Annotated in this window: 23 protein-coding genes, 1 tRNA gene and 1 pseudogene; 21 read left to right on the forward strand and 4 right to left on the reverse strand. The window is 55.0% G+C overall.

What is annotated here, in order from left to right; genetic code table 11:
• Window positions 1–160: 160 nt before the first annotated feature.
• Window positions 161–748, forward strand: a complete 588-nt coding sequence (gene rsmD, locus HEQ60_RS06865) for a 16S rRNA (guanine(966)-N(2))-methyltransferase RsmD (protein ID WP_280842056.1) — start codon at window positions 161–163, stop codon at window positions 746–748.
• A gap of 32 nt (window positions 749–780) precedes the next feature.
• Window positions 781–1,929 (forward strand): tRNA epoxyqueuosine(34) reductase QueG, encoded by a 1,149-nt coding sequence (queG, locus tag HEQ60_RS06870; RefSeq protein WP_168070897.1) that lies wholly within the window; start codon window positions 781–783, stop codon window positions 1,927–1,929.
• A 60-nt stretch (window positions 1,930–1,989) separates the two neighbouring features.
• Here queG and HEQ60_RS06875 read toward each other — a convergent pair.
• Window positions 1,990–2,385 (reverse strand): annotated as a pseudogene (locus HEQ60_RS06875) (helix-turn-helix domain-containing protein).
• A 444-nt stretch (window positions 2,386–2,829) separates the two neighbouring features.
• On the reverse strand, window positions 2,830–3,405 hold the full coding sequence (gene phaR, locus HEQ60_RS06880; RefSeq protein WP_168071105.1) for a polyhydroxyalkanoate synthesis repressor PhaR: 576 nt from the start codon (window positions 3,403–3,405) through the stop codon (window positions 2,830–2,832).
• 1 nt (window position 3,406) lies between these two features.
• Here phaR and HEQ60_RS06885 point away from each other — a divergent pair, with 1 nt between their 5' ends.
• The 4 genes from HEQ60_RS06885 (at window position 3,407) to phbB (ending at window position 7,128) form a co-directional block, all read left to right on the forward strand.
• On the forward strand, window positions 3,407–3,970 hold the full coding sequence (locus HEQ60_RS06885) for a hypothetical protein (protein ID WP_168070899.1): 564 nt from the start codon (window positions 3,407–3,409) through the stop codon (window positions 3,968–3,970).
• Window positions 3,888–4,991 carry an alpha/beta fold hydrolase gene (locus HEQ60_RS06890; RefSeq protein WP_168070901.1) on the forward strand — a complete coding sequence of 368 codons (1,104 nt, stop codon included), beginning with the start codon at window positions 3,888–3,890 and terminating at the stop codon, window positions 4,989–4,991. The genes HEQ60_RS06885 and HEQ60_RS06890 overlap by 83 nt, the downstream gene beginning before the upstream one ends.
• Before the next feature lie 102 nt (window positions 4,992–5,093).
• Window positions 5,094–6,269: an acetyl-CoA C-acetyltransferase gene (locus HEQ60_RS06895; RefSeq protein ID WP_168070903.1), complete on the forward strand. Its 1,176-nt coding sequence runs from the start codon at window positions 5,094–5,096 to the stop codon at window positions 6,267–6,269.
• 130 nt (window positions 6,270–6,399) lie between these two features.
• Window positions 6,400–7,128: an acetoacetyl-CoA reductase gene (phbB, locus tag HEQ60_RS06900; RefSeq protein ID WP_168070905.1), complete on the forward strand. Its 729-nt coding sequence runs from the start codon at window positions 6,400–6,402 to the stop codon at window positions 7,126–7,128.
• A gap of 31 nt (window positions 7,129–7,159) precedes the next feature.
• Here phbB and proX read toward each other — a convergent pair whose 3' ends face one another.
• The gene (gene proX / locus HEQ60_RS06905; protein WP_168070907.1) at window positions 7,160–8,158 is read right to left on the reverse strand and encodes a glycine betaine/L-proline ABC transporter substrate-binding protein ProX; all 999 of its coding nucleotides are present in this window, start codon (window positions 8,156–8,158) and stop codon (window positions 7,160–7,162) included.
• A 629-nt stretch (window positions 8,159–8,787) separates the two neighbouring features.
• On the opposite strand from proX, the gene HEQ60_RS06910 reads away from it, so the two are divergent.
• The 9 genes from HEQ60_RS06910 to argF all read left to right on the forward strand — a co-directional run bounded on the left by HEQ60_RS06910 (window position 8,788) and on the right by argF (window position 19,080).
• The gene (locus HEQ60_RS06910; RefSeq protein WP_209315460.1) at window positions 8,788–9,633 is read left to right on the forward strand and encodes a transporter substrate-binding domain-containing protein; all 846 of its coding nucleotides are present in this window, start codon (window positions 8,788–8,790) and stop codon (window positions 9,631–9,633) included.
• A 20-nt stretch (window positions 9,634–9,653) separates the two neighbouring features.
• A complete protein-coding gene (locus tag HEQ60_RS06915; protein WP_168070909.1) occupies window positions 9,654–10,334 on the forward strand; it encodes an amino acid ABC transporter permease in 681 nt (226 codons plus the stop codon).
• On the forward strand, window positions 10,324–11,001 hold the full coding sequence (locus HEQ60_RS06920) for an amino acid ABC transporter permease (protein ID WP_322099307.1): 678 nt from the start codon (window positions 10,324–10,326) through the stop codon (window positions 10,999–11,001). The genes HEQ60_RS06915 and HEQ60_RS06920 overlap by 11 nt, the downstream gene beginning before the upstream one ends.
• Window positions 11,002–11,226: 225 nt before the next feature.
• On the forward strand, window positions 11,227–13,266 hold the full coding sequence (locus HEQ60_RS06925; protein WP_168070911.1) for a PhoX family protein: 2,040 nt from the start codon (window positions 11,227–11,229) through the stop codon (window positions 13,264–13,266).
• A 493-nt stretch (window positions 13,267–13,759) separates the two neighbouring features.
• Window positions 13,760–14,809 (forward strand): hypothetical protein, encoded by a 1,050-nt coding sequence (locus HEQ60_RS06930; RefSeq protein WP_168070913.1) that lies wholly within the window; start codon window positions 13,760–13,762, stop codon window positions 14,807–14,809.
• A gap of 32 nt (window positions 14,810–14,841) precedes the next feature.
• On the forward strand, window positions 14,842–15,867 hold the full coding sequence (gene argC, locus HEQ60_RS06935; protein ID WP_168070915.1) for an N-acetyl-gamma-glutamyl-phosphate reductase: 1,026 nt from the start codon (window positions 14,842–14,844) through the stop codon (window positions 15,865–15,867).
• Window positions 15,868–15,905: 38 nt separating this feature from the next.
• A complete protein-coding gene (locus tag HEQ60_RS06940) occupies window positions 15,906–16,931 on the forward strand; it encodes a hypothetical protein (RefSeq protein WP_168070917.1) in 1,026 nt (341 codons plus the stop codon).
• Between the two features lie 2 nt (window positions 16,932–16,933).
• Window positions 16,934–18,151, forward strand: coding sequence for an aspartate aminotransferase family protein (locus HEQ60_RS06945; protein WP_168070919.1), 1,218 nt, complete (start codon window positions 16,934–16,936; stop codon window positions 18,149–18,151).
• Window positions 18,148–19,080 (forward strand): ornithine carbamoyltransferase, encoded by a 933-nt coding sequence (argF, locus tag HEQ60_RS06950; protein ID WP_168070921.1) that lies wholly within the window; start codon window positions 18,148–18,150, stop codon window positions 19,078–19,080. Before HEQ60_RS06945 ends, argF begins: the two co-directional genes overlap by 4 nt.
• 274 nt (window positions 19,081–19,354) lie before the next feature.
• Here argF and HEQ60_RS06955 read toward each other — a convergent pair.
• Window positions 19,355–19,444 (reverse strand) — tRNA-Ser (locus HEQ60_RS06955).
• A gap of 447 nt (window positions 19,445–19,891) precedes the next feature.
• Here HEQ60_RS06955 and rplU point away from each other — a divergent pair.
• The 6 genes from rplU to HEQ60_RS06985 all read left to right on the forward strand — a co-directional run bounded on the left by rplU (window position 19,892) and on the right by HEQ60_RS06985 (window position 24,893).
• Complete coding sequence (gene rplU / locus HEQ60_RS06960; protein ID WP_066132738.1) at window positions 19,892–20,191, forward strand: 50S ribosomal protein L21; 300 nt, start codon at window positions 19,892–19,894, stop codon at window positions 20,189–20,191.
• Between the two features lie 34 nt (window positions 20,192–20,225).
• Window positions 20,226–20,495, forward strand: a complete 270-nt coding sequence (gene rpmA / locus HEQ60_RS06965; protein ID WP_168070923.1) for a 50S ribosomal protein L27 — start codon at window positions 20,226–20,228, stop codon at window positions 20,493–20,495.
• Between the two features lie 202 nt (window positions 20,496–20,697).
• Window positions 20,698–21,846, forward strand: a complete 1,149-nt coding sequence (gene obgE, locus HEQ60_RS06970; protein ID WP_168070925.1) for a GTPase ObgE — start codon at window positions 20,698–20,700, stop codon at window positions 21,844–21,846.
• On the forward strand, window positions 21,834–23,033 hold the full coding sequence (gene proB, locus HEQ60_RS06975; RefSeq protein ID WP_168070927.1) for a glutamate 5-kinase: 1,200 nt from the start codon (window positions 21,834–21,836) through the stop codon (window positions 23,031–23,033). Before obgE ends, proB begins: the two co-directional genes overlap by 13 nt.
• Window positions 23,002–24,264 (forward strand): glutamate-5-semialdehyde dehydrogenase, encoded by a 1,263-nt coding sequence (locus HEQ60_RS06980; protein ID WP_322099308.1) that lies wholly within the window; start codon window positions 23,002–23,004, stop codon window positions 24,262–24,264. Before proB ends, HEQ60_RS06980 begins: the two co-directional genes overlap by 32 nt.
• Window positions 24,252–24,893, forward strand: coding sequence for a nicotinate-nucleotide adenylyltransferase (locus HEQ60_RS06985; protein WP_322099178.1), 642 nt, complete (start codon window positions 24,252–24,254; stop codon window positions 24,891–24,893). The genes HEQ60_RS06980 and HEQ60_RS06985 overlap by 13 nt, the downstream gene beginning before the upstream one ends.
• Window positions 24,894–24,921 lie beyond the last annotated feature (28 nt).

Consider the following 24,921-nt stretch of genomic DNA (forward strand, 5'->3'; position numbering starts at 1 on the left):
AGGACCGCCCCCGTTCCGCAGGGAGCGAACGCCCGGCACGGGATGAATTCCGCCCCCGCCGCGAAGAAGGCTTCCGGCCACGCCGTGAAGACGGGTTCCGTAACCGCGAGGACCGCCCCCGTTCCGCCGCTGGTGCTCCGCGCAAACGCTACGACGCGTCCTGAACGTACGACAGAATAGCATGCAAATCATTGGCGGTCGCTTTCGTGGCAAGAAGCTCGTAGCTCCTGAAGGGACGGACGTTGTCCGTCCCACCGCCGCCCGTGCCCGTGAAGCTGTTTTCAACATCCTTCTCCATGGTCTGCACGAAGAAGGATTTACGCTGGCTGGTGCCACCGTCGCCGATCTGTTTTGTGGAACAGGTGCCTTAGGACTGGAGGCACTCTCACGCGGTGCAGAAAGTGCAACATTTGTTGACAGGGCACCACCCGCTCTGGCTGCGCTGAAACGTAATATACGGGCCCTGACCCTTGATCAGCAAACACAGGTCATCGCGGGCGATGTTCTGAGACTGCCAAGGGCTACAGCGCCTTTCTCTCTTATTCTTATGGATCCGCCTTATGCAGAAACCATTGCTGAAATGGTCCTGCAGAATCTGGCAACAAACGGGTGGATCAAGACCGGAAGCATCATTGTCGTGGAAACCGCAGCAAACACACACCATGCCTGTGTGCCGGATTTCCAGATCATTAAAGAGCGCCGTTACGGCAAGGCCATGACCCGATTTCTCCTGTACAGACCAGACTGAATAAAGCCACCTCACGCGACAACAGCGGAACCATGCAAACTGGAACGGACCAGATCAAGGAGCGTATCCGCAAGGTCGCCATCAAGGAAGGCTTTGACTGTGTTGGTTTTGCGCGCGCTGAACTGGATGAGAAAACACGCCGCAGGCTGTCGTCATGGCTGGCCCAAGGGTGCCACGGCACAATGGGCTGGATGGCCGAAACACAGTCACGCCGCGCGAATCCACGGACCCTGTGGCCAGAAGCCGCAACAGTTATCTCCCTTGGAACCAACTATGCCCCGGGCCACGATCCTCTCCGCGGCCTTATGCATCCCCGTCGGGGTTATATCAGTGTCTATGCTCGTAATCGTGACTATCATGATCTGATCAAGGGACGCCTGAAGCAGCTCGGAGCACGGATACAGCACATATGCGGCCAAGACATAAAGGTTTTTGCAGATACGGCACCCTTGATGGAAAAGCCATTGGCTGCCGCTGCGGGTCTGGGGTGGCAAGGCAAGCACACCAATATTGTATCGCGTCACTTTGGATCTTGGCTGTTCTTGGGGGAAATCCTGACCACTCTGGATCTGCCGCCTGACCCCCCTGCATCGGAACACTGTGGGCGATGTACGCGGTGCCTGGATATTTGCCCGACATCTGCATTTGACGCGGAAGGGAGGATTGATGCCCGCAAGTGCATATCGTATCTGACAATCGAGCACAAAGGCCCCATTCCTTACGCCTTGAGATCCCGCTTTGGCAATCGCATCTATGGCTGTGATGACTGTACGGCGGTATGCCCGTGGAACCGCTTCGCCCCGCCGACACCCCATGATGCCTTCAAGCCGCGCGTCGAACTGACAGCCCCCCGCTTGGCCGACCTGCTTGAACTGGATGACGTGGCTTTCCGTGCGCTATTCTCGGCGTCCCCCGTCAAACGAATCGGCCGGTCACGCTTCATTCGCAATGTTCTGATTGCAGCTGGAAACAGCGGTGATGCTGCCATAACAAAGAAAATCACGCCATACCTGAATGATCCGAATCCTGTTATTCGCGGCGCGGCCGTTTGGGCACTGTCACGCCTTCTGGACACGCGGGATTTTCACGACCTGGCAGGGACATACGGGAAGGATGAGAGTGATCCTTGCGTCAGGGAAGAATGGATGCTGGGGGAAGAATCATCCAGCACCCAGCCCTGAAAACAAAAGCCGGGAAGGTCCTGTTATGACCGCCCCGGCTTTTGTCGTTATATGCGTAAATCAAGCCCCGGAAGCTAAAGCACGTGCCAGATTGCACAGAGCTTCCTGATGACGCTCATTGTTTATAAGAGCGAAATTGCGGGCCAGTTCCAGACACATACGCTGACGCGGGTGAACTTCCTTGGACGTGCCCTGCCCCAGTTCCTCGTAGAAGTAACCCACTTCCACATCCAGAACCAAGGCAATCTCGCGCAGGCGACCAGCCGATATACGGTTAATGCCACGTTCATACTTATGAGCCTACTGATAGGTCACGCCAATCATATCAGCCATCTGTTGCTGGGAAAGCCCCAACTTGATCCTGCGGTCACGAATACGGGCACCAACGTGCCGGTCCGTATCTGTGGCACGGTTTGCAGGCTGATCACCACGGTCAGGAGAAGCGCTATAGTTCATTATTCCAGTTCCTTTCCACTCAACATGCGCTGTCGCCCGGGTTGTGGCCCCTCCAGACAGGGAAACCGGGCAGACCGGAGCAAGAACAGGTCGTCTCATGCGACCATTGCCTTTCTGCTCATCAACTTCAGGGATACGCGGTTTCCCCAATAGCCGCAAGCAATACTAGGGGATCCCCAATACCAAAACGTATAATTGCACCCACCCAATCAACGGGACGGCGAAATATTATTCGTACACATATTTATAAAATCGTCAACCTACAGGAAAGAAACAGCCTGTTTGCATGGAAAGATGCAGAACAATGCCCGGGCGCATACGACGGTAGAAAAACGATCGCCCATTACTGCCCAAAAGCGGTTTTCTCGACAGACACAGTTCATATCGGCAGTGACCGGAGAGAGAGGGGGGAAGAAATTTTCATTCCCCCACAGCACACACAACCTATTTCTTGAGAAAGGAATCAAGCTGGCTCTGCATCGCATCAAGCTTGGCTTTCAGATCCTCAATGGCTGTATCAGGACCACTGCCGTCTCCTGATTGATTCCGACTTGCTTCTTCACCATAAAAACGTCCGAACATTTTCAGGGCATTCTCAAACAAGGTCATATTCTGCTTGTTCAGCTCCTCGAACTGCTCCATCGGGAACATACCACCAAATGTATTCTTCATAATATCCCGCATGTTTTCACCATTACGGGTAAAGGACTGCATGCTTTGCTCCAGATAACGCGGCAGAATGCCTCCCAGACTGTCTCCATAGAAGCCGATGAGCTGACGCAGAAAACTGATCGGCAACAAGTTCTGTCCGCCCTTGTTTTCTTCCTCCACAATGATCTGGGTCAGAACAGAGCGGGTAATATCGTCGCCACTTTTCGCATCATAAACAACAAAATCGGTTCCTTCCTTGACCATACGTGACAGGTAATCCAGCGTTACGTAGCTTGACGTTGCTGTATTATAGAGTCTCCTGTTGGCATATTTCTTGATCGTTACGGGATCTTTCTGGGGTTCGGCCATCATGCTTTCCTTGCTTGCACAGTCCTGTCATTCTGATCATCCAGACTGCCCCCCGGACTGCTTTGCAGCAAGTAAAATGCTGCGCAGCATGCTTTGCAGCAAACCGGATAGTGTGGTGGCACAAACCAACACACATGCTATGGTTGCTCACATGACAAAAGAAAATCCTTCAAAAGACGCCGCTCCAACCTTGGCTGAATTAGCCAGCAAGACTCTTGATCTTTGGCAGGAGCAAATCTTCAGCACCAGCATGGACCCTGAAATGCTCGCCCTGACAGAACGTTTCCTGTCAGTTCTGGCTGGCCTGACACCCGAAAGACCGGACCCGGACAAACATGCCTCCACACCGCAGCATCCCGAACCAACAACCGGACCAAACGCTGCCACGTCCACCAGAACCCCGCCAAGGACCGCGCCCCCTGCTACTGCACCTGATGACGGAAGCCATGATACTGGGTGGATGTTGCAGCGTATCGCAAGCCTTGAGGAACGGGTCTCCCTATTGGAACGATCGGCTGCCCCCCGCAGCAAAACTGGATCAAAACGGATTCGCCCTAGCCCTTGAGGAAGAAGCCAGACGGCGTTACGCCACATTTCTTCAAGGCATCACACACTACCGTCAGTATCGTCTACCCAGACGACTGGCTCCTCCACCCCTGTTCTGGCAGGCCGGAACATCACGCCTGCACCAATTCTCGGAGCATGGCGTTCCGGTCCTCCTGATTCCCTCGCTTGTCAACCGGGCTGTCATTCTTGATCTGACAGGCAGTCGCAGTTTGGTTCGCTATATGGCGCGCCGCGGTATCAGACCATTCCTGATGGACTGGGATGCCCCTGGACCGGAAGAAATCCATTTCAGTCTCGCCGGTTATATTCAGCGCCGTCTGATACCCGCTGCTCAGGCAATCCACACAGAAAGCGGACAACCTCCCATCATTCTGGGCTATTGCATGGGGGGCCTGCTGGCACTAGCACTGGCCCTGTGCAGGCCGGATCTTTGTGCCGGCTACATCGGTCTGGCTACGCCATGGGACTTTCATGCCGGACTTGACAATGGAAGAGCTGCATTGCGCACCGTTGCCCCCCATCTTTCCACCTTGATTCACAAGACCGGTTTTATGGCAACAGACCTGATCCAGGCGCTGTTCTCCATGCTGGATCCAGGTACGGTTGGCAAGAAGTTCCGGGCATTTGCGAACATGCAACCACGATCCACACGGGCTAACATGTTTGTTGCTGTCGAAGACTGGCTGAACGATGGCGTACCCTTGGCCGGCCCGGTTGCGCAGGAATGTCTGATTGACTGGTACGTTCACAACAAACCGGCACGGAAACAATGGACCGTGGGGGGCACCTGTGTTGCACCTGATATGTTGAAAGCTCCTTCGCTGCTGGTCATTCCGACGCAAGACCGCATTGTCCCACCAGATTGCGCCCGCGCACTGGCCAAAGCCCTTCCAAATCCGCAAACACAGGAAGTGAACTTGGGGCATATCGGTATGGTAACAGGCCACACAGCACCTGATACCATGTATCGCCCCCTTGTGCAGTGGATTCATGGCGCAGCATCGCAAGACAGACGATAGACAGGAAATGCCCCTTAAAATAGAATAACAAGCTCACTAACGCCCAGAGATGGCGCGCATAGTTCCTGCGAGACGATAAACACATACACAAGGAAGCGTTCAATGCCCGATGTTGTGATTGTCAGCGCCACGCGTACGGCCATTGGCGCCTTTAACGGCAGCTTGTCCCCTCTGCAAGCCCCGGAACTTGGCTCTCTTGTTATTCGTGAAGCCCTGAAGCGGGTCAATCTTGAAGCCGACACGGTATCAGAAGTCATCATGGGACAGGTGCTGACAGGGGGGTCTGGACAGAACCCAGCCCGGCAATCGTCCATAAAAGCCGGCATACCCGAACATGTTCCATCCTGGACACTGAACATGGTGTGCGGGTCTGGACTGAGAGCAATTATACAGGGTGCCATGGCGATTATGGCAGATACTGCCGATATTGTAGTCGCCGGCGGTCAGGAAAGCATGAGCAACGCCCCTCATTGCGCATGGCTGAGATCGGGCATCAAGATGGGATCCACCGAGCTGGTGGACACCATGATTCGTGATGGCTTGTGGTGCGCTTTCAATAATTATCATATGGGTAACACAGCAGAAAATATTGCCAACCGCTGGGGCTTTACGCGCCAGGAGCAAGATGCGTTTGCCGTACATTCCCAACAGAAGGCCGAAGCCGCCCTGCGCAACGGGCGCTTCAAGGATGAAATTGTCCCCGTCAAAATCACAGGCAAAAAAGAAGAAAGTATTTTTGATCAGGATGAATATCCACGTGCCGGTACCACAATCGAGACACTGGCACGCCTGCGCCCTGCCTTCACAAAAGATGGGACTGTAACAGCAGGAAATGCCTCCGGCCTCAACGATGGTGCAGCCGCTGTTGTTCTTATGTCTGCGGACACCGCACACAAAAGAGGGCTAAAACCACTGGTGCGCATCAAATCTTTTGCCTCGGCTGGCGTTGATCCGGCCATCATGGGAACAGGTCCGATCCCGGCAACACGCAAAGCCCTGGAAAAGGCAGGATGGACACCGGATGACCTAGATCTGATAGAAGCCAACGAGGCCTTTGCCGCCCAGGCCATGAGCGTAAACCGGGAACTGGGCTGGAATACCGAAAAGGTCAACGTAAATGGCGGTGCCATCGCTCTTGGGCATCCCATCGGTGCATCCGGCGCCCGTGTCTTTGTCACCCTCGTACACGAAATGCAAAAACGGGAAGCGAAAAAGGGCCTGGCAACGCTCTGCATTGGCGGGGGAATGGGTGTTGCCTTGGCAGTAGAGAAAGCGTGAGCTAATCCCGTGCTTCACCTTCACCAGAGCCACCGGGTCTATTCGACAACCGGGGAAAACGGTTCGCATTGACTGAACTCTGCCAATAGCTTGGGCCTGAGAAAAGAATAATACAGGGAGGGAATATGCCATGTCCAAAAGCCGTGTCGCTGTTGTTACAGGGGGAACCCGCGGCATCGGGAGAGCCATTACGGTGGCCCTGAAAAATGCTGGCTACACAGTAGCCGCAACATATGCGGGCAATGACACGGCAGCGCATGAACTGGCCGCGGAAACCGGAATTCATGTCTACAAGTTTGATGTCGCCAACTTCCCGCTGTGCGAGCAAGCCGTAAACACAATTGTCGCAGAGCTGGGACCTATCGATATTCTGGTCAACAATGCGGGCATTACACGTGATGCCACACTGCATCGCATGACGTTCGAACAATGGAACGAGGTTATACAGGCCGATCTTGCATCATGTTTCAATATGTGCCGCTGCGTTATAGAAGGCATGCGGGAACGCAACTTTGGCCGCATCGTGAATATCGGCTCGATTAACGGGCAAGCCGGTCAGTATGGACAAGTTAACTATGCCGCGGCAAAATCAGGGATACATGGCTTCACAAAAGCCCTGGCCCAGGAAAGCGCGGCAAGAGGCATTACCGTTAATGCCATTGCCCCAGGCTATGTCGATACCGACATGGTCCGCGCCGTCCCTCCGGATGTTCTGAAGAAGATCATTGCCCGCATCCCGATCGGGCGCCTGGGACGGGCAGAAGATATTGCCCGAGGCGTTCTGTTTCTTGTTGCCGACAACGCAGACTTTATTACCGGATCAACCCTGTCCATCAATGGTGGCCAGCACATGTACTGAGCCGAGGCGCTACCTGCCAAGACTGGAATAATCAAGAGGCTGTCTTCGAGGCAGCCTCGATCCATGCGTTGAATTCCTTCTCGTGGGTGCGGATCCAGTGCTGGACATGCCGGTCGATATCCTCGGAAGACGATTCACCACTGCGCATCCGCATGTTCTGGGAAGAAATTTCAGCGGCATCAATGGCAACCTGACTGAAGAATCTCTCTGCAGCCGGGTTCTGTTCCAGCCAACGTTTATTGGCCAGAATCATCTGGGTGTTCACGGCAAACCCGGTATCAATTGCCCCGGGAGCAGGAGAAAGAGTCCGCTCGGTCGATCCACCACCAACTGTCAACCAGCGTGAGTCCTTCCCGGGCACAAGAACCGCCGAAACCCACAAAGGCGTCCATGCGTAGTACAGAATGGGCTTTCCCGCATTATACCGGGCAACAACATCCATCATCATCGTGAAGTAATCGCCTTGTTTCTGGACAATAGCGGCACCAAGGCCCTGCTCCGCTATATGACGCTTGATTTCCAAGGCGCATCCCCAGCCGACATTACAGCCGGTCAGATCGGATTTACCGTCGCCATCAATATCAAAAAGAGTAGCAATACGTGGATCCCTGAGCTGGGACAAATCCGTAATATTGTACTCTTCAGCAGTTTTACGATCGATCAGGTAACCCTGTATGGAATCTTTGACCAGATTGCCGGCACGCACAATGCTGCGCTCACCCCCGACGGCATCAAAGAAAGGCTGATGCAACGGATCCCAGTGATTGGCTGACCAATGTGCATGACCGTCGGCAACGGCCTTGTGCGCCTGCGGGTAGTTTGCCTCTGACACTGCGGGAACACGATACCCCAAGCGACGCAACCCTTCGGCAACGATACGAACCTGGAATTGCTCTTCGATCGTGGCAACGCCCGCCGGAATGGCCTCAAGCTCATGCCCCTCGGGATCAGCGGCAAAAGCCACCTGATGAACAAGGATACCTAGGACAGCAACAGCAGAACCCGACAAGCAGAACAAAGCCTTCAACATCTTTCGCCCCCCGAAAGGCACTCTGCCAAGCCAGACACCAAGCAGACAAACGACCCAGCTGCACACGAAAACCTAGCTGAATTACACCCGGCAGGAACGGGCAGCCTATACACGCCCCCGTAGAATTCCGAATAATCCATCCAAAAACGAAACCCTGCAAGATGTTCCTTCCCACCTCCAGAGGAGGATGGGGGCACAGAAACAAATCAATCAGAAAATCATGCTATCGGGCAAAGGAGTCAGGACCCCATGCTGTATAATGATAACGCGCATGAAAAGATCGACGCTAAAAAAGAGACACAAGCCATGCTTTAGCTTGACAAGCTCCCTCATTATAAAAATAAGTGATACATCATAAAGCTGTTCAAACGCAGGAATTGAGACATGGGCCGCCCAGCCCTCACAGGCACAACACCGAAGCAAGCAGGTACGGATTTCAGATCCGCGCCTATCTTTTCGGCTGTAGTGTCATCCTGTGACCTTGGGGTCAGGATGCCCGAACAGGAAGCATTCGCTGCCCTGCTGCACCTGCATTGCCCTGTTCATCGACACCCGTAGTCAACACGGGGGCCGCCCGCTTGATGCGGCCATGAACAAACAGCCTGAACCCCAAAATGGAACTCTGTACAATGCGCAAACTGGCACGTCGTGCCTTGGCTGGCCTTTCATGGGTCAACCTGGCGGTGATTTCCGGAATTGTTTCCTCCCTGTGTTTTCCAGCTTCAACCCGGGCTGACCGCCTGTCCGAAATAAGAGCCGCGGGCACAATCACGGTCGCAACCGAAATGCATTATGCCCCCTTTGACATGTTGGTTGACGGCCAGTACCAAGGCCTGTGCAAAGATCTTTTCGACGAGGTGGCCAAGGATCTTGGCGTCTCGGTACGCTATGTCGACCTCCCTTGGTCCAGCATTCTGCCCGGTCTGGATGCTGGCAAATTCGATTTTGTGAATGCCCCGGTCACAATAACGCCAGAGCGTGCGAAGCGTTATGCCTTCACCCTGCCTATCGGCGATGCGACCGTGTCTCTTTTGAAACAGGCAGGTAATGAAGCTATAAAAACACCCAACGATATTGTCGGCCTGACAGTCGGTGCCCAGAAAGGATCTGCCGAACTGGCACAGCTGAAAGCCCTGGGCACCCGCCTGGGTGGCGTCAGGATCCGGGAATATGTCAATATCGATGAGGCCTTGGCTGATCTTGGAACAGGCCGCATTCAGGCCGTTGCCAATGCTCTTCCGCTGCAGGCCTATGCCGCCAGACAACGCCCCGATCGCTTCGAAATGGTTCTGCCCCCCTTTGGCAAGCCTGGCCACTTCGCATGGCTGGGACGCCGGGACACTGATTCAGAAAGCCTGATTGAGGCGATCAACACCGCACTGCTGCGCATGCACGAAGATGGACGCCTGGATGCCATCAACACGCGCTGGCTGGGAGCGACTCCCCGCCTGCCCCGTGTCATGCCCCAGCCCTAGCGGCATAGACAGGATCTGCGATGGATACCTCTCTTCAGGTTATAAGCCGGAACATACCTTTTCTCCTCGATGCAACCGGGTACACGGCCACAGTATCAGGGGCCGGTATGATCATGGGCCTGGCGCTTGGCACGGTCCTCTGCATTGCCAAGGTTTCCGGCACCGCCACCTTGCAACGCACCGCTGGTCTTTATATCAGCCTGTTCCGGGGCATCCCTCTTCTGGTCCAAATTCTAGCCCTGTTCTATCTTCTGCCCCATATTGGCATAGATCTTCCGGCATTGGCCTGCGCTATTCTGAGCGTCGGGCTGTGTGCAGCCGCCTATAACGCCGAGATTATGCGCAGTGCCATCCAGTCCATACCGCATGGCCAAGTTGAAGCCGCCTATGCAACGGGCATGACACGCATCACCCTCTGGCGGCGTATCCTGTTGCCACAGGCTGTTCGCATCGGGTTGCCATCCCTGGTGAATGAGCTGGTTCTCCTGATCAAGGCATCATCCCTGGCATCGGTTATCGGCATCGCGGAGCTGACGCGCACAGCACAGAACATTGCCGGCCAAACATACCGCCACTTCGAGATCTATATAACGGCAGGTGCCCTGTACCTGCTTCTGAGCCTGATCATTGCAACAGCCGGGCGCCTGGCAGAAAAGCGGTTGCTGACCCCATACACCGGAAGAGGCTCCCGTGGACGCTGAACTGTTCCTTGCTTACGCCCCGGCTTTGGCATCTGGTCTTGGCGTCACGGCCCTGTGCTGGGTAATGGGATCAACAGGTGCCCTGCTCTTGGGCCTGACCGTTGCCTGTTCCGTTCAATGGGGAGGTGTCATGACCAGACGTCTCCTGACCAGCCTGATGGAAACAATCCGCGGGATCCCGCTGCTGATCCAGCTGTTCCTGCTGTACTATGGCCTGCCTGAACTCGGACTTGTTCTGGAGCCTCTGGAGGCTGGTGTGCTTGGCTTTGCCCTCTATGGCTCACCGTACTACGCCGAAGTCTTCCGTGCCGGGTTCCAGTCTGTACCCCGGGGACATATTGAAGCCGGTCGCTGCATCGCACTTTCCGAGGCAACAATCCTGCGGCGGATTATCCTGCCGCACATGCTGGTCGCGATTACTGCCCCGCTGACCAATATCACCATTATCCTGATCAAGGAAACGGCTGTTCTTTCTGTCATCACGGTGCCGGAACTGCTGTATGAAACCCAGAGCATGGCATCCGAGACCTTTCACTATGCAGAACCATTCCTGATCTTGGCCTTGTGCTATTGGGGGCTGGTGGAATTCACAGCCTGGCTGGGTCGGTGCCTCGAGAAACGTATGACCCGGCACATGGTCCGGCCAGGAGCAACAACGCGCGCATAACATTCCTGGCAACGTGGCTGCCGATTTCTACCAAGATCCGCGTCCCCTCTCACAAGCACATCACCTCCTGAGCGGTAAGGCAAAAAACTGACCACCTCGTGTTGAGACAGACGATAAAGTCTTGTTGCGCTATAATGGATAAATTTCAAAAAAACTTCAATTCCAGATTACGTTCTCTCCACTAGTATTCTCACCGTCGTGCTCAAACACTACGGGATATATTTTATGGCGCATTCATACCTTTGCTCCGATCGCACACACCCTCCTGAAGATCTTGGCGCCGATGACCGGATTTCCAATACATCAACAGGCCCCTCATTCCCGAATGTCTTGTCGGAACGCGCCGGCCAACCTGATGCAATCAGCACGGATCCCGTCAAGTTTGCAGGGGACAGAAGCCTGTTCGGAGGACCATCCCTGACCCGGCGGGCCTTGATGCAGGGAACATCCGTCATAGCCGCACTGGCTGTATCACCCGCATATGCCACGGCAACAGACCAAACAGGCCATGACAGTAGCCTAACATTCCCACCCCTGCCAAACATCCATGATGAAGACAGCCATGTGGCCAAAGGATATCACCTTCACACCCTGATCCGCTGGGGTGACCCTGTGGTGGCCGGAGCCCCCGCCTTCGATCCCGGGAACCAGTCAGCACAGGCACAGGCACTGCAATTTGGCTATAATAATGACTTTGTTGCCTTCATGCCCTTGCCAAAGGGAAGCCTGAACTCCGGGCATGGCCTGTTGTGCGTCAATCACGAATACACAATCCCACACCTTATGTTTCCCGGGATCACCAAGGAAAACGATCACACCCTGACACAGGACCAAGTCAATATCGAAATGGCCGCCCATGGGCATTCTGTGGTGGAGATAAAACGGACCGGTCACACATGGCACGTGGTACGGAACAGCCCCCTGAACCGCCGCCTGACAGCCCTAGATACCAAATTTCAGCTGACAGGCCCGGCTGCCGGGTCAGAACGCCTGAAGACCAGTACCGACCTGACAGGAACCTGTGTCATAGGCACAATCAACAACTGCGCAGGAGGGAAAACACCCTGGGGCACAATCCTTTTTGCGGAAGAAAATTTTGATGGCTATTTTGCCGGTCGCATCGAGAATACCGGAGAGGCTAGAAACTATGCCCGTCTGGGCGTAGGTAACGCAGAATATCTCTGGTCACGGTATCACAGCCGCTTTGATGTTGAGAAAGAACCCAATGAAGCCAACCGGTTTGGCTGGATTGTGGAGTTCGATCCCTATGACCCGTATTCCATTCCCAAGAAAAGGACAGCACTCGGGCGCTTCAAGCACGAAGGTGCAACAACCGTCCTGAACAAGGATGGCCGTGTTGTCGTCTATTCCGGCGATGACCAGCGATTTGAGTACATTTACCGTTTCGTGACAGCGCGTCCATACGATGCAACAGCAGCAGGCATGACAGATCTTCTTGATGAAGGCACACTCTCCGTCGCCCGATTCATGGCAGACGGCACCTTGGAATGGCTGCCCCTGGTTTTCGGGCAGGGAGCACTGATACCCGCCAATGACTTTCACAGCCAGGCCGATGTCCTGATCGAAACACGAAGGGCTGCAGATTTAGTGGGCGCAACTCCGATGGACCGTCCTGAAGATATAGAAACAAACCCCGTCACCGGCGTAGTTTATGCCGCTATGACCAACAACACAAAACGTACAGCCGATACCCTTGATGCTCCGAACCCACGCAACATGAATCGTCACGGACATATCCTGGAACTGATCCCACCGGGAACCGCGCCGGACAGAAACAAGGCCAAAGCCGATCACACAGCAAACCACTTTACATGGGATATCTTTCTTCTGGCTGGCAACCCGGACAAAGCCGAGGATCAGTCGCGCTACGGCCATGATGTGGGCAGAAGCGGATGGCTGTCGTGCCCCGATAATGTTGCCTTTGACAATCAGGGGCGCTTGTGGATCACAACAGATGGAGCGCCAAAAGCAGGAATTACAGACGGTGTATGGGCTTGCGATGTCAAGGGAGACGGCCGCGCCATAACCCGGCGTTTTTATGCCTGTCCCCGTGGAGCTGAGCTATGCGGGCCGGAGTTCACGCCTGACAATTCAAGCTACTTTGCATCTGTCCAGCACCCCGGGGATGAACCCGGAAGCACCTATGACACACCGTCAACACGCTGGCCGGATTTCCATGAATTCATGCCACCAAGACCATCCATACAAGTGATCCGCAAAATTGGCGGCGGACCCATTGGTTAACCCTGATGCCAAGATCATCCATAGAAAAGAATCCGGCACGGCTATGTGCCGCACACGGGGATACAGGCAAAGGCTACTCTCAATGGCAGTAGAGATGATTCGCGGTTTGTCCTCTCTGCAAAGAATCGAACCACTATGGAAAATATATCAACCCTTGATGATGATCATGCTTCCATAAATAGAAGATTGAGATACAATCCTCTTGTTACGTTTTGCTGATCGCGTACCCAGTGCGCCTTTTTTTGTGTTACCGGCATCACTGCCAAAATCGCTTTAGTCCTGCTGTCCTGGAACGTCATGACCCTGACACGCGAATTCTTTCTGCAACGCCGCCGATGCCCGAAGTTCTCCTTCGCGGCAGGCTTTGCTGTCAGGGTCCAGGATTTATAAAGCGTTCTTCCTGACGATCTGACCCCAACATTGAACCTCCGTCTGAAGGCTTGGAAAAGCGGCCAGACCGGGGCTGGGCGCATGTCTGAAAAGGTTGATCCACATGACCACACAACATGTCCAGATTGATAAAATCGCCTCTGTCACAAAAAATCTTGGGCTAAGGCATCAAGAGGAACTGACAAGCCAGCTTTCCTGTCGCATGGGTACAGTATTGGCAGCAGAGGTTCTGGAGGACAAAAAGCTCTACAACACGCTTGAACTACCCTCTGGCCGTATGTCTCTTCTGAAGAAAGGAGACATTATTGCCTGCGCACTGGGGCAACGTATGGCTCTCAAGGGGTTTGCCGGCCACCTGCCTGGCTCGCTCAAGGTCAATAATACCATTCACCTGCTCAACGCGGGCGGTGTAGCCGGGATCTGCACATCGGCCAATGTACAGGAAGTGGGCGAGCCCCTGAGAATCCGTGTTCTGGGCGGTATCATGCGGCACAACGCGCTGCTGAATATATCCGGCGGAACCGTGTTCACCCCCCTTGATATCATGAAAGCGGATACGCCTCTGATCATCACCACCGGCACATCGATGGACAGTGGAAAAACAACGGTCGCAGCGGAAATTATCAAAACCCTTACCCGCATCGGCATGAATCTGGCGGGAACAAAAGTAACCGGGGTGGGGTTGCAGCGTGATACCTACAAAATGCAGGACCATGGCGTAAAAGAGACAGTATCGTTCGTCGATTGCGGCATAACATCAACTGCCAACTTGGATGATACAACAGTCATCCGGATTGCCAAGGGTGCCATCGAATATCTGAGCCTCGGGAAACCCGATGCCATTGTTGTAGAATTCGGCGATGGGCTTCTGGGGCGCTATGGTGTCGCATCAATCCTGAAGGACGCGCAGATTCAGGCAAACATCCGCCTGCATATCGGCTGTGCCCGTGACCCTGCCGGAGCCATTATGCTGGCACGTGAATGTGCCGCCATGGGGGTTCCCCTTGATATCATCAGCGGCCCGGTAACAGATAACCAGGTTGGTCAGGATCTGATCCGTGAACATCTGCCCGGGATTCTGACCTACAACGCCTTCCACCCGCACAATGACTGGCTTGATCTTGTCATAAAACGCTGGTCCGCAGCAGCGTAAGAGTCAGCCATAACAGCTTGGGATTTCCAGTTATGAGCATTACAAAAATCAGGGCATCCATCGTTGGTATCACCGGCTATACAGGCGTGGAGCTTTTACGGATCTTGCTGGCACACCCCAATGTCAGGATTGCGCAGCTTGCCGCGCGCGTGGAACAAGAGACCCGTATTGGTGAGATCTTCCCTCACCTTGCACATCTGCCCCACATCATCACGCCTTGCCCAACCGATATACTGATTGCAGACAGCGACGTGGTCTTCATCTGCCTGCCACACAAGGCAGCGCAGGACATCGTGGCCGAACTGCACGGAAAGGCAAAAGTCATTGATCTTTCAGCTGATTACCGCCTGGATGATGCGGAACAGTACGAGAAATACTATGGCCCGCACAGGCATGCCCATCTGCTGAGGGAAGTCGTCTACGGCGTCCCAGAAATCAGCGGACACACGGCAATAGCCGACGCCTCGACCGTATCAAACCCCGGCTGTTTCGCTCTCCTGATGCAGCTTATGCTGCTGCCGTTCAAGGGGCACATTGCACACGCCGATCTTTTTGCCATAACCGGATCGAGTGGTGCCGGGAAAACGGCGTCAGATGCAACACATCACCCTGTCCGCAGCCATAACCTGAAGTCCTACAGCATCAATACGCACCGCCATATTGCAGAAATTGCACGCGGGGCAGGCATAACGGAAGCACAGCTGAACTTTGTGCCAAGCTCTGGCCCTTTTGTACGCGGTATTTTCGCACAAGGCTTCGTGACGTTGAACGACCGATCTACAGCCCCTGCCTCCCTCCTGCCAAACAAAGAAAAGCCCGGCCCCTACACAAAAGCACCGTTTATCCGCCTGCAAGAGACGGTAGAAGCAGCTCATGTCGTGGGATCAAATTACTGTGACCTCAGCTATCAGCTTGGCAACAAAGGACAGATCTTGATTCAGGGTGCGCTGGACAACGTTGTGAAAGGTGCCGGCGGCAACGCTGTGCAGAACATGAACATCATGTTCGGGCTGAATGAAACAACGGGGCTGGATACGCTTACGCCCATGTACCCGTAGTCACGACACACCAGCCGCACATGACATAAGGCAACGGCATGAAAAGGATGACAATGGTGACAACACTCAAGACAGGGACCGGGGACAAGACAACAGACAGGGCATTTGGCGCCGAGACTGATCTGCTGCCCGATGGACCGGACATCCGGAAATCAAATAAAACGAGGATGCCCCAGTTCTGCATCAATGCCTTCTACGAACGTAAATTCCGCGACACCCTGTTCGTTATAAAAGCCGGTGGGAGGGTTATAGAGGATGACGTCGCACGACATAACCTATTGGAAAACATACGGGATCTGACCCTGCATGGCGTCAGGGTTCTGCTGGTTTACGGTGGCGGCATTGCCATGGATACAGAGGCAGAAAAACGCGGCATCACCATAAACAAGCACCAAGGACGCCGCATCACAACGCCGGATGACCTGAAAGTCATGATCGATGTTCTGGGAGGACGCCTCTCGCTTGCAGTCTATCAGGCAATGGCCCAGGCCGGACTGGAAGGTATAAGCCTGAATGCAGTGCCACCAGACTGGATGAATGTAGAACTCCGTCCCAAGGTACCGGTTGATTTTGGTCTGGTAGGCGATATCAACACCGTATCTGCCCGTGCGCTGCAGCGCCTGTTCAAGGTAACACGTTTTGTAGCTTGCCCCTGCCTGGCCATGACAGAAGACTATCACCTTGTGAATATCAATGCCGACACAGTTGCCACGGCACTGGCGCTTGGGACACAGGCACAGAAGCTGATCTTCCTTTCTGATGTTGACGGTGTGCAGGTTCAGGGAGAAACCGCACTGATGATTATGGCAGAGGATATTCCAGGGTTGATTGCCAACGGCACAGCAACCGGCGGCATGAAAGTCAAGCTGGAGAACTGCCTGAAAGCCCTGCAGGGTGGGGTTCGCCGCATTCACCTGATTTCCGGACTGCGAAAAGACGCACTGAAAAAGGAAATCTACGAACCTGTCAGCCCCGGCACCATGCTGATCAGGGAATCCGAACGCATGCATTACCTAAATGAAATCGAGGCCCAGGCAGCCTTGGGCGGAGAGCTGATAGGGTAACAATGGCAGGCACAACACACGATATCATTGATCGCACCTTTGATCTCCTGGTCAGAACCTATGAACCCCAGCCCGTGGTGATGGATTACGGATGTGGCATCTATATCCATGATACCGAGGGAAAGAGGTATATCGACTGTGCTGCCGGCATAGCGGTCGCCTCCCTTGGACATGCGCATCCCGCTGTACTCAACGCCCTGCAAACGCAAGGCAGGCGGCTGATGGCTGTCCAGAATTCCTACGCAACACCGGAAAGACTGCAAGCAGCAGAGCTGATCGTCTCAACATCCTGCATTGATCGCGTATACTTCTGCAATTCAGGGACCGAAAGTGTGGAAGCAGCCCTGAAATGCGCCCGCAAGTGGGCCAGTGAGACAAAGGGCACCACCTGCAACGAAATCATCACATTCCGGAATTCATTCCACGGACGAACCTATGGTTCGGCCAGCGTAACGGAGAAATGCCACGCCCAACCGTTCTTTGGTCCCTATCTCCCCGGCATCAAATGGGCCACGTTCAATAATCTTGAGAGTGTAACCGCCCTGATATCGGACAAGACAGCCGCGATCCTTGTCGAACCCGTGCAGGGCGAAGGGGGGCTGACCGTGGCCGAGCCGGCATTTCTGCATGGACTGAGGGCGCTGTGCGATACGCATGATATTTGCCTGATCTTTGACGAGGTGCAGTCCGGCTTCGGAAGACTGGGTTTTCTGCATGCACATCAAGCCTTTCCCGATGAGGATGGCGTTATACCCGAACCGGATATCATCGCCTGGGCCAAGGGCATGGGTGGTGGATTCCCTGTCGGGGCCATGGGAGCAAGGGAATGGTTCGGACAAGCCCTTGCTCCCGGTACACATGGTTCCACCTATGGAGGAAATCCCCTCGCATGCGCTGTAGCCCATGCCGTCATTTCGGAAATACAAAAACCCGGTTTCCTGGAACAGGTCAGGGATGTTGGGAAAATTCTGCAGAACGGCCTGCACAGGCTACAAAGAAAAAGCGCCCTGATCAGCGATGTTCGGGGAAAGGGGCTGATGATCGGGATAGAAACCTCCATGGAGGTCAAATCACTGATCCATGCCCTGCGGTCCAACGGACTGATGACCACCCAAGCCGGAAAAAACACGGTGCGCATAACGCCACCACTGACCATGACCAACGACCAAGCACAGGATGTTCTGGAGATCATTGAGAAAACGCTGGGGGACCTTCAATGACGCCAAACACACCACGGCACTTCATAAACCTGTCAGAGATTCCGCCCGGCACACTGCGCGGTCTTATCCAGCATGCCCGTCAGCTGAAAGCTCTCAAACACCAGCCGCCTCAAATGTTTGCTGGTCTTTCTCTTGCCATGTTGTTTGACAAGCGATCAACACGCACACGCGTGTCCTTTGAAGTGGCGATGAAACAGCTTGGTGGCCACAGCGTCGTGATGAGCAAAGAGGAATCCCAGATAGGTGGTGCCGAGAGCATTGAAAGCACCGCCAAGGTCCTGTCCCGGTTTGTTGATGCCATCATGGTGCGCATGAGCAACCACGGCGCACTGGAAGAGCTGGCCCGCCATGCCACCATTCCGGTGATCAACGGCATGACAGATCGCTCACATCCCTGCCAGATTATCGCCTCTCTGATGACGATCGAGGAACATCTGGGCAGCATCAACGGGCGTAAACTTGCCTGGTTCGGGGATTACAACAACGTTGCCAGAACATATGTACTGGCAGCGCCCTTGTTCGGGTATGAGATGGTTGTCAGCGGGCCGGAAGAGGTTATGCCTCCATCTCCCGACTTTCCTTATGAGCCGGACCCGAAGAAGGCCGCCCATCATGCCGATGTCATGATCACCGATACGTGGGTGTCCATGGGACAGGAAGGTAAGGGCATTGAGCCGTTTTTGCCCTATCAGGTCAACAGCACCCTGATGTCACTGGCACGGCCCCACGCTATTTTCACGCACTGCCTGCCAATCCACGAGTGGGAAGAAGTATCCGAAGAGGTCGCAAAATCATCAGCATCTGTCATATACGATGAGGCAGAAAACCGCCTGCACGCCCAAAAAGCCGTTCTGGCATGGTGCCTGGAAGACGCAGGAGTCAAGATACCCCGACAGGAACACAGCAACATGGAGCGCAATCCATCATAACGATACCAAGAAAACGCATGAGACAAAATACATGATCTTTCCTCACAAGAAAGAATTTCATGTCAGATCATGATGTTATTGTGGTTGGGCAAGACATCAGGGAAAGGGGCTGTCCCCCTGCTTCATAGGATCGATGTCTGGATTATATGGCCACATCAGCCGCACAGATGGCATGCGCAAGAAGGCAATGCCTAGTCTTATCCCGCAGAAGTGTGGGACAACGCCGCTTCTCTTTTTGCAAGGTCTTATAAATCAATGCTTTATAGGGCGAATATGGCGGAGAGGGTGGGATTCGAACCCACGGTACCCTTGCGGGTACAACGGTTTTCGAGACCGCCCCGTTCGACCGCTCCGGCACCTCTCCACCTTGATCTGCTACCTTTGATTTATTGATAGCAGCTGCCCCGAAATTTCTAGTTTTTCTGCAAAAACCGCGGTCGTCGGAGGCGGCGGACCATATCGCGGGCAGCATCCTCTTGCAACCCCTGTTTTTATCAAGAATGACTTGAGAAGGCAGAGACAAGACCTCAAGAACTCATAACGAGAGCCCGAATCGCCGTAGAACAAGGGATCACAGCCCACAGGAAGACAAGTGTCCGCACCTGACGAGGTCCAAAACACGCGATCGGAAACCCGACGCCACCCATAATTACGGAGATATTTCAGGACCTGACAGAAAAGTCGGGGCAAACGGGGGGGTTTTTCAGCCTCCCCCATTGACAGTTGGGGTCGCGTGCGTATTATTGCGCCCTCTTTCAGCGGGTTGCCCAATGGTTTCCCGCCCCATGATTATAAAAAAGGTTGCAGCACCATGTTCGCAGTCATCAAGACCGGCGGCAAGCAGTACAAGGTCGCCAAGGATGACATCATCGCAGTTGAGAAAATCACTGCCGATGCGGGTTCATCCGTGAAGTTTGACCAGGTCCTGCTGGTCGGCGACAAGGTCGGCGCCCCCGTGGTGGACGGTGCCTCCGTCACCGCCGAGGTGCTGGAACAGTTCCGCGACGAGAAGGTGATCGTTTTCAAGAAAAAGCGTCGCCAGAACTATCGCCGCAAGAATGGTCACCGCCAGGCTCTGACCTTGGTGAAGATCACCGGCATCAGCGGCTGAGAACGCTGGTTCGGTCAGATAAGGGAGCAGAGAAATGGCTCATAAAAAGGCAGGCGGCTCTTCGCGTAACGGTCGCGATACAGAGGGCAAACGCCTTGGCGTGAAGAAGTTCGGTGGCGAGTCTGTCGTTCCGGGCAATATCATCATCCGTCAGCGCGGCACAAAATGGCACCCGGGTCAGGGTGTGGGCTTGGGTCGTGACTACACCATATTTGCCACTGTAGAAGGCAATGTGCAGTTTCGTCAGGGCTTCAAACGTCGGACCTACGTCTCTGTCGTTCCAGCTGCACAGGCTGCGGAATAAAACAGGAAACGGGAGAGATCCCTTTTCATTATCGGATACAGTCCCTGACAGACTGTAACGACCGACAGGGGAATGGAGTGTCCATTCCCCTTTTTGGCGTCCAAGCCGGGAGCCTGCATTGCAGGGGGTCAGCCCTCTGAAGCTTTTGTGCTTTTCCCGGCAGACAGGACGTTACACAGCATGAAAGACGGGCAGAAAACACATGAAGTTTCTGGACCAGGCCAAGATCTATATCAAATCCGGCGCCGGCGGAAACGGCTGTGTCAGTTTCCGGCGGGAAAAATTCATCGAATATGGCGGTCCCGACGGCGGTGATGGCGGCTGCGGGGGCGATGTCATCGTAGAGGCCGTCCAGAACCTGAATACCCTGATCGATTTTCGTTATCAGCAGCACTTCAAGGCTGAACGTGGAATTGGTGGGGCCGGGCGCAATATGACAGGTCGTGATGGGCACGATTGCGTCATCAAGGTTCCGGTCGGAACCCAGGTCCTGGATGCCGACCAGCAAACGGTTCTTGCCGACATGACAACGCCGGGACAACGCACAGTACTTCTGAGGGGCGGAAATGGTGGCTGGGGCAACGCGCGCTTCAAGTCATCAACAAACCAAGCACCCCGCCACGCCAATCCGGGGGAGCCCGCCAAAGAAGCCGAAGTGTGGCTGCGCCTGAAATTGATCGCCGATGTCGGGCTGGTTGGCCTTCCCAATGCCGGCAAGTCTACGTTCCTGGCTGCGGTTACACGGGCACGTCCCAAAATTGGCGACTATCCCTTTACAACCCTGCACCCCAATCTTGGCGTCGCCCAGATTGACGGGGATGAATACGTCATTGCCGATATTCCCGGCCTGATCGAGGGAGCCCACGAAGGTCATGGTCTGGGCGACCGTTTTCTGGGTCACGTTGAACGAACAGCAGTTCTCCTGCATCTGGTCGATGGAACCCAGGATGACCCTGCCCAAGCCTACCGTATCGTACGGACCGAACTGGAAGCTTATGGCGGGGGCCTAGCTGACAAACGTGAGATCATCGTCCTGAACAAGATTGATGCTCTGTTCCCGGAACTGGTCGAAGAGCAGAAGAAATTGGTCGAGGCAGAAGCGGGCAGAAGCGTCTACACGGTGTCAGGAGCCGCTGGACTCAATCTGTCTGATATCCTGCGCTTGCTGAACCGTTTTGTTCAGGAAGACCGGGCTGAGAATGGAAATGCTCCACGGGCAGCCCTGGACACCGGGGTCCGTCGCTATGAGAGGGGACCCATGCCACCCCTGCCCGATCGTCAAGATGAGTTTGATGAAGACGAAGGAGACTGGTACACGTCTCTTGACGAGAATGGAGAATGGAGTCCATGACGACACGGCGCGACCCTGACACGCAGCAACGGACCTTGCAGCAAGCACGGCGTATCGTTGTGAAGATTGGGTCGGCGCTTCTGGTTGATACGCGCAGTGGGACCATCCGCGGGGACTGGATGGCTTCGGTTGCGCAGGACATAAAGGCTCTGCGCGCGCATGGGGCAGAGGTCATCGTGGTGTCGTCCGGCGCTATTGCTGTCGGACGCAGCCACTTGTGCCTGACAGGTACACGGTTGAGACTGGCAGAAAAACAGGCCGCCGCCGCAACGGGGCAAATCCGCTTGGCCCATGCGTGGCAGGAAGCCATGGCTGAACACGGGATTACGGTTGCACAGATCCTGCTGACCTTGGGTGATTCCGAAGATCGCCGCCGCTATCTGAATGCACGCAATACACTGGATACCCTGATCCGGCTTGGAGCATTACCGGTTGTCAATGAAAACGATACCGTTGCCACCCAGGAAATACGCTTCGGCGACAACGACCGCCTGGCAGCCCGGGTTGCCGAAATGGTGGCAGCGGATACGCTGGTTCTCCTGTCCGATATTGATGGTCTCTATACAGCCGATCCTTCAACGAACCCCTCGGCACGCCTGATTCCCGAGGTTCGGGAATTGACACCTGATATTACGGCCGCAGCCGGGGGATCACGTCCCGGCGTCGGAACAGGTGGCATGGTCACAAAGCTTATGGCAGCCCGCATTGCCATGAATGCCGGTTGCGCCATGGTGATTGCCAGCGGCCATATCCTTCACCCATTGGCAGCGATTAATCAGCCGGGTCAGCGAACGTGGTTCCTGCCCTCAGGAACTGTACCACCGGCGCGCAAGAAATGGATTTCAGGTTCTATAGCCCCTATGGGATGCCTTGTCATTGATGCCGGGGCTGCGCAGGCCCTGCAGGACGGCGGATCACTCTTGCCGGCAGGCGTTACCCGTGTTGATGGAGAGTTCTCCCGCGGTGATACTGTTCGCATCATGGGCCCGGACGGGGCTGTTCTGGGCCATGGCCTGTCCAACTATACAACAACAGAAGCACGACAGATCATGGGTCGCCACAGCGCGGATATTGTCAATATTCTGGGCTGCCAGGGACGCAAAGAGCTGATACATCGTGATGACATGGTCATTGACCCGATACAGGGGGCACAAGGTGAACGCGACAAACAGTCTTTCCCTGGATGATATTGGACAAAAAGCGCGGCAGGCACAGTCCATTCTGGCAATAGCCCCGAGTGCTGCCCGTAACCTGGCATTAACAGAGGCTGCACAGGCCTTGCGGAGTGATCAGAACCTTATTCTGGATGCCAATGCACAAGACCGTTCGGCGGCACAGGCGGCAGGTATCACGCCATCTATGCTGGACCGCCTGAGTCTTGATGCTCATCGCATCGAGGCCATGGCCCGTAGCCTAGAAGATATTGCATCCCTGCCGGATCCTCTTGGGACTGTGCTGGCCCGCTGGGAACGCCCGAATGGCCTGCAAATTTCCCGTGTCCGTGTTCCTCTGGGAGTCATCGGGGTTATTTACGAAAGCCGCCCCAATGTAACGGCCGACGCCGGGGGGCTCTGCCTGAAGTCCGGAAATGCTGTCATTCTAAGGGGGGGATCGGAGAGCTTTCATTCATCACAGGCCATCTTGGGAAGCCTGCATACCGGACCCAAGAAAGCCGGCCTGCCGAAAGAATGTCTACAAATGATCCTGACAACGGATCGCGCTGCCGTGGGGGCGCTACTGCGCATGGATCGCTATGTGGATGTTATCATTCCACGCGGCGGACGGTCCCTGATTGAACGCATCACGGCCGAAAGCAGGATTCCTGTTCTGAAGCACCTGGACGGGATCTGCCACACGTACCTTCATGCTGCAGCCAATCCCGATATGGCCGTATCGGTCGTGCTGAATGCCAAGATGCGCCGTACCGGCATCTGCGGAGCAACAGAAACGCTTCTGGTTGATCGCACGGTTGCTCCAGCGATTTTGCCACGCGTGGCCGCAGCACTGGCAGAACGCGGATGCGTGCTGAAGGGCGATCCTGAGGCCTGTACCCTTGTGCCCTCCATGCAGCCCGCCCATGATGACGACTGGGACACGGAATACTTGGATGCGATCCTGTCAATCCGGATTGTGAGGGGGCCAGATGAGGCCATCCAGCACATCCAACGTCATTCCAGCCACCATACAGACGCCATCATCACCGAAGACGCTAGTGTTGCTGAACGCTTTCTCAACACAGTTGATTCCGCCATCGTCATGTGGAATGCATCAACCCAGTTTGCAGATGGCGGAGAATTTGGCATGGGGGCCGAAATTGGCATAGCGACCGGAAAACTGCATGCCCGGGGGCCGGTTGGGACAGAGCAACTGACAACATTCAAGTACCACGTGCGCGGTAACGGACAGTGTCGGGCATAGACCTGACATTTCCCGGCCCGGTACCCAGCCGGGGCGACCATCGCCGGCGGAAGATCGGGCTTCTGGGGGGATCTTTCAATCCAGCCCACGACGGACACCGTCATATCAGCCTGGAAGCGATTCGCCGGCTGGGCCTTGATGAGGTCTGGTGGCTGGTCTCGCCGCAAAACCCGCTGAAACCAAGGGCAGGCATGCTCCCCCTTCCGATCCGGATCGAAAAGGCACGCCACATGGCACGCCACCCGAGAATCCGGGTCAGCGGCCTTGAGAGCCATTTGCCCTCCCGCTTTACAGCCGATACCCTGCGTGCCCTGAAAACCCGATTCCCGGCCGCCCAATTTGTCTGGTTGATGGGAGCGGACAATATGCTACAGATACCGCACTGGTATCGTTGGTCTACAATCTTTTCCCTGGTCCCCGTTGCGATTCTGGACCGGGGTGAATATGCTGGAAGAGCCTTGGTTGGCACAGCCGCCCAGCGCTTCCTGCGGTTCCGTGTTGCGGCATCGCAGGTGAGTGATCTGGCAGGCAAGACACCACCGGCATGGGCTTTCCTGCGGATACGGCTCCACCCGGCCTCATCAACGGCAATACGGAGCCAGAGAAGGGAGCCTGAGGAACGGACCTGAAGGGCCGGACCCGGATATCAGAGACAAG

The sequence above is a fragment of the Haematospirillum sp. H1815 genome, from assembly GCF_012102705.1.
Taxonomy (GTDB): Bacteria; Pseudomonadota; Alphaproteobacteria; order Rhodospirillales; family Rhodospirillaceae; genus Haematospirillum.

What these genes read in the sequence shown, in the direction of transcription:
- rpmA (WP_168070923.1), top strand. Translation starts at nt 20,226, where the DNA reads ATGGCTCATAAAAAGGCAGGCGGCTCTTCGCGTAACGGTCGCGATACA.
- HEQ60_RS06910 (WP_209315460.1), top strand. Translation starts at nt 8,788, where the DNA reads ATGCGCAAACTGGCACGTCGTGCCTTGGCTGGCCTTTCATGGGTCAAC.
- HEQ60_RS06895 (WP_168070903.1), top strand. Translation starts at nt 5,094, where the DNA reads ATGCCCGATGTTGTGATTGTCAGCGCCACGCGTACGGCCATTGGCGCC.
- argF (WP_168070921.1), top strand. Translation starts at nt 18,148, where the DNA reads ATGACGCCAAACACACCACGGCACTTCATAAACCTGTCAGAGATTCCG.
- HEQ60_RS06885 (WP_168070899.1), top strand. Translation starts at nt 3,407, where the DNA reads ATGCTTTCCTTGCTTGCACAGTCCTGTCATTCTGATCATCCAGACTGC.
- HEQ60_RS06945 (WP_168070919.1), top strand. Translation starts at nt 16,934, where the DNA reads ATGGCAGGCACAACACACGATATCATTGATCGCACCTTTGATCTCCTG.
- phaR (WP_168071105.1), bottom strand. Translation starts at nt 3,405, where the DNA reads ATGGCCGAACCCCAGAAAGATCCCGTAACGATCAAGAAATATGCCAAC.
- phbB (WP_168070905.1), top strand. Translation starts at nt 6,400, where the DNA reads ATGTCCAAAAGCCGTGTCGCTGTTGTTACAGGGGGAACCCGCGGCATC.
- proX (WP_168070907.1), bottom strand. Translation starts at nt 8,158, where the DNA reads ATGTTGAAGGCTTTGTTCTGCTTGTCGGGTTCTGCTGTTGCTGTCCTA.
- HEQ60_RS06930 (WP_168070913.1), top strand. Translation starts at nt 13,760, where the DNA reads ATGACCACACAACATGTCCAGATTGATAAAATCGCCTCTGTCACAAAA.
- proB (WP_168070927.1), top strand. Translation starts at nt 21,834, where the DNA reads ATGGAGTCCATGACGACACGGCGCGACCCTGACACGCAGCAACGGACC.
- rplU (WP_066132738.1), top strand. Translation starts at nt 19,892, where the DNA reads ATGTTCGCAGTCATCAAGACCGGCGGCAAGCAGTACAAGGTCGCCAAG.
- HEQ60_RS06940 (WP_168070917.1), top strand. Translation starts at nt 15,906, where the DNA reads ATGAAAAGGATGACAATGGTGACAACACTCAAGACAGGGACCGGGGAC.
- queG (WP_168070897.1), top strand. Translation starts at nt 781, where the DNA reads ATGCAAACTGGAACGGACCAGATCAAGGAGCGTATCCGCAAGGTCGCC.
- argC (WP_168070915.1), top strand. Translation starts at nt 14,842, where the DNA reads ATGAGCATTACAAAAATCAGGGCATCCATCGTTGGTATCACCGGCTAT.
- obgE (WP_168070925.1), top strand. Translation starts at nt 20,698, where the DNA reads ATGAAGTTTCTGGACCAGGCCAAGATCTATATCAAATCCGGCGCCGGC.
- HEQ60_RS06915 (WP_168070909.1), top strand. Translation starts at nt 9,654, where the DNA reads ATGGATACCTCTCTTCAGGTTATAAGCCGGAACATACCTTTTCTCCTC.
- HEQ60_RS06925 (WP_168070911.1), top strand. Translation starts at nt 11,227, where the DNA reads ATGGCGCATTCATACCTTTGCTCCGATCGCACACACCCTCCTGAAGAT.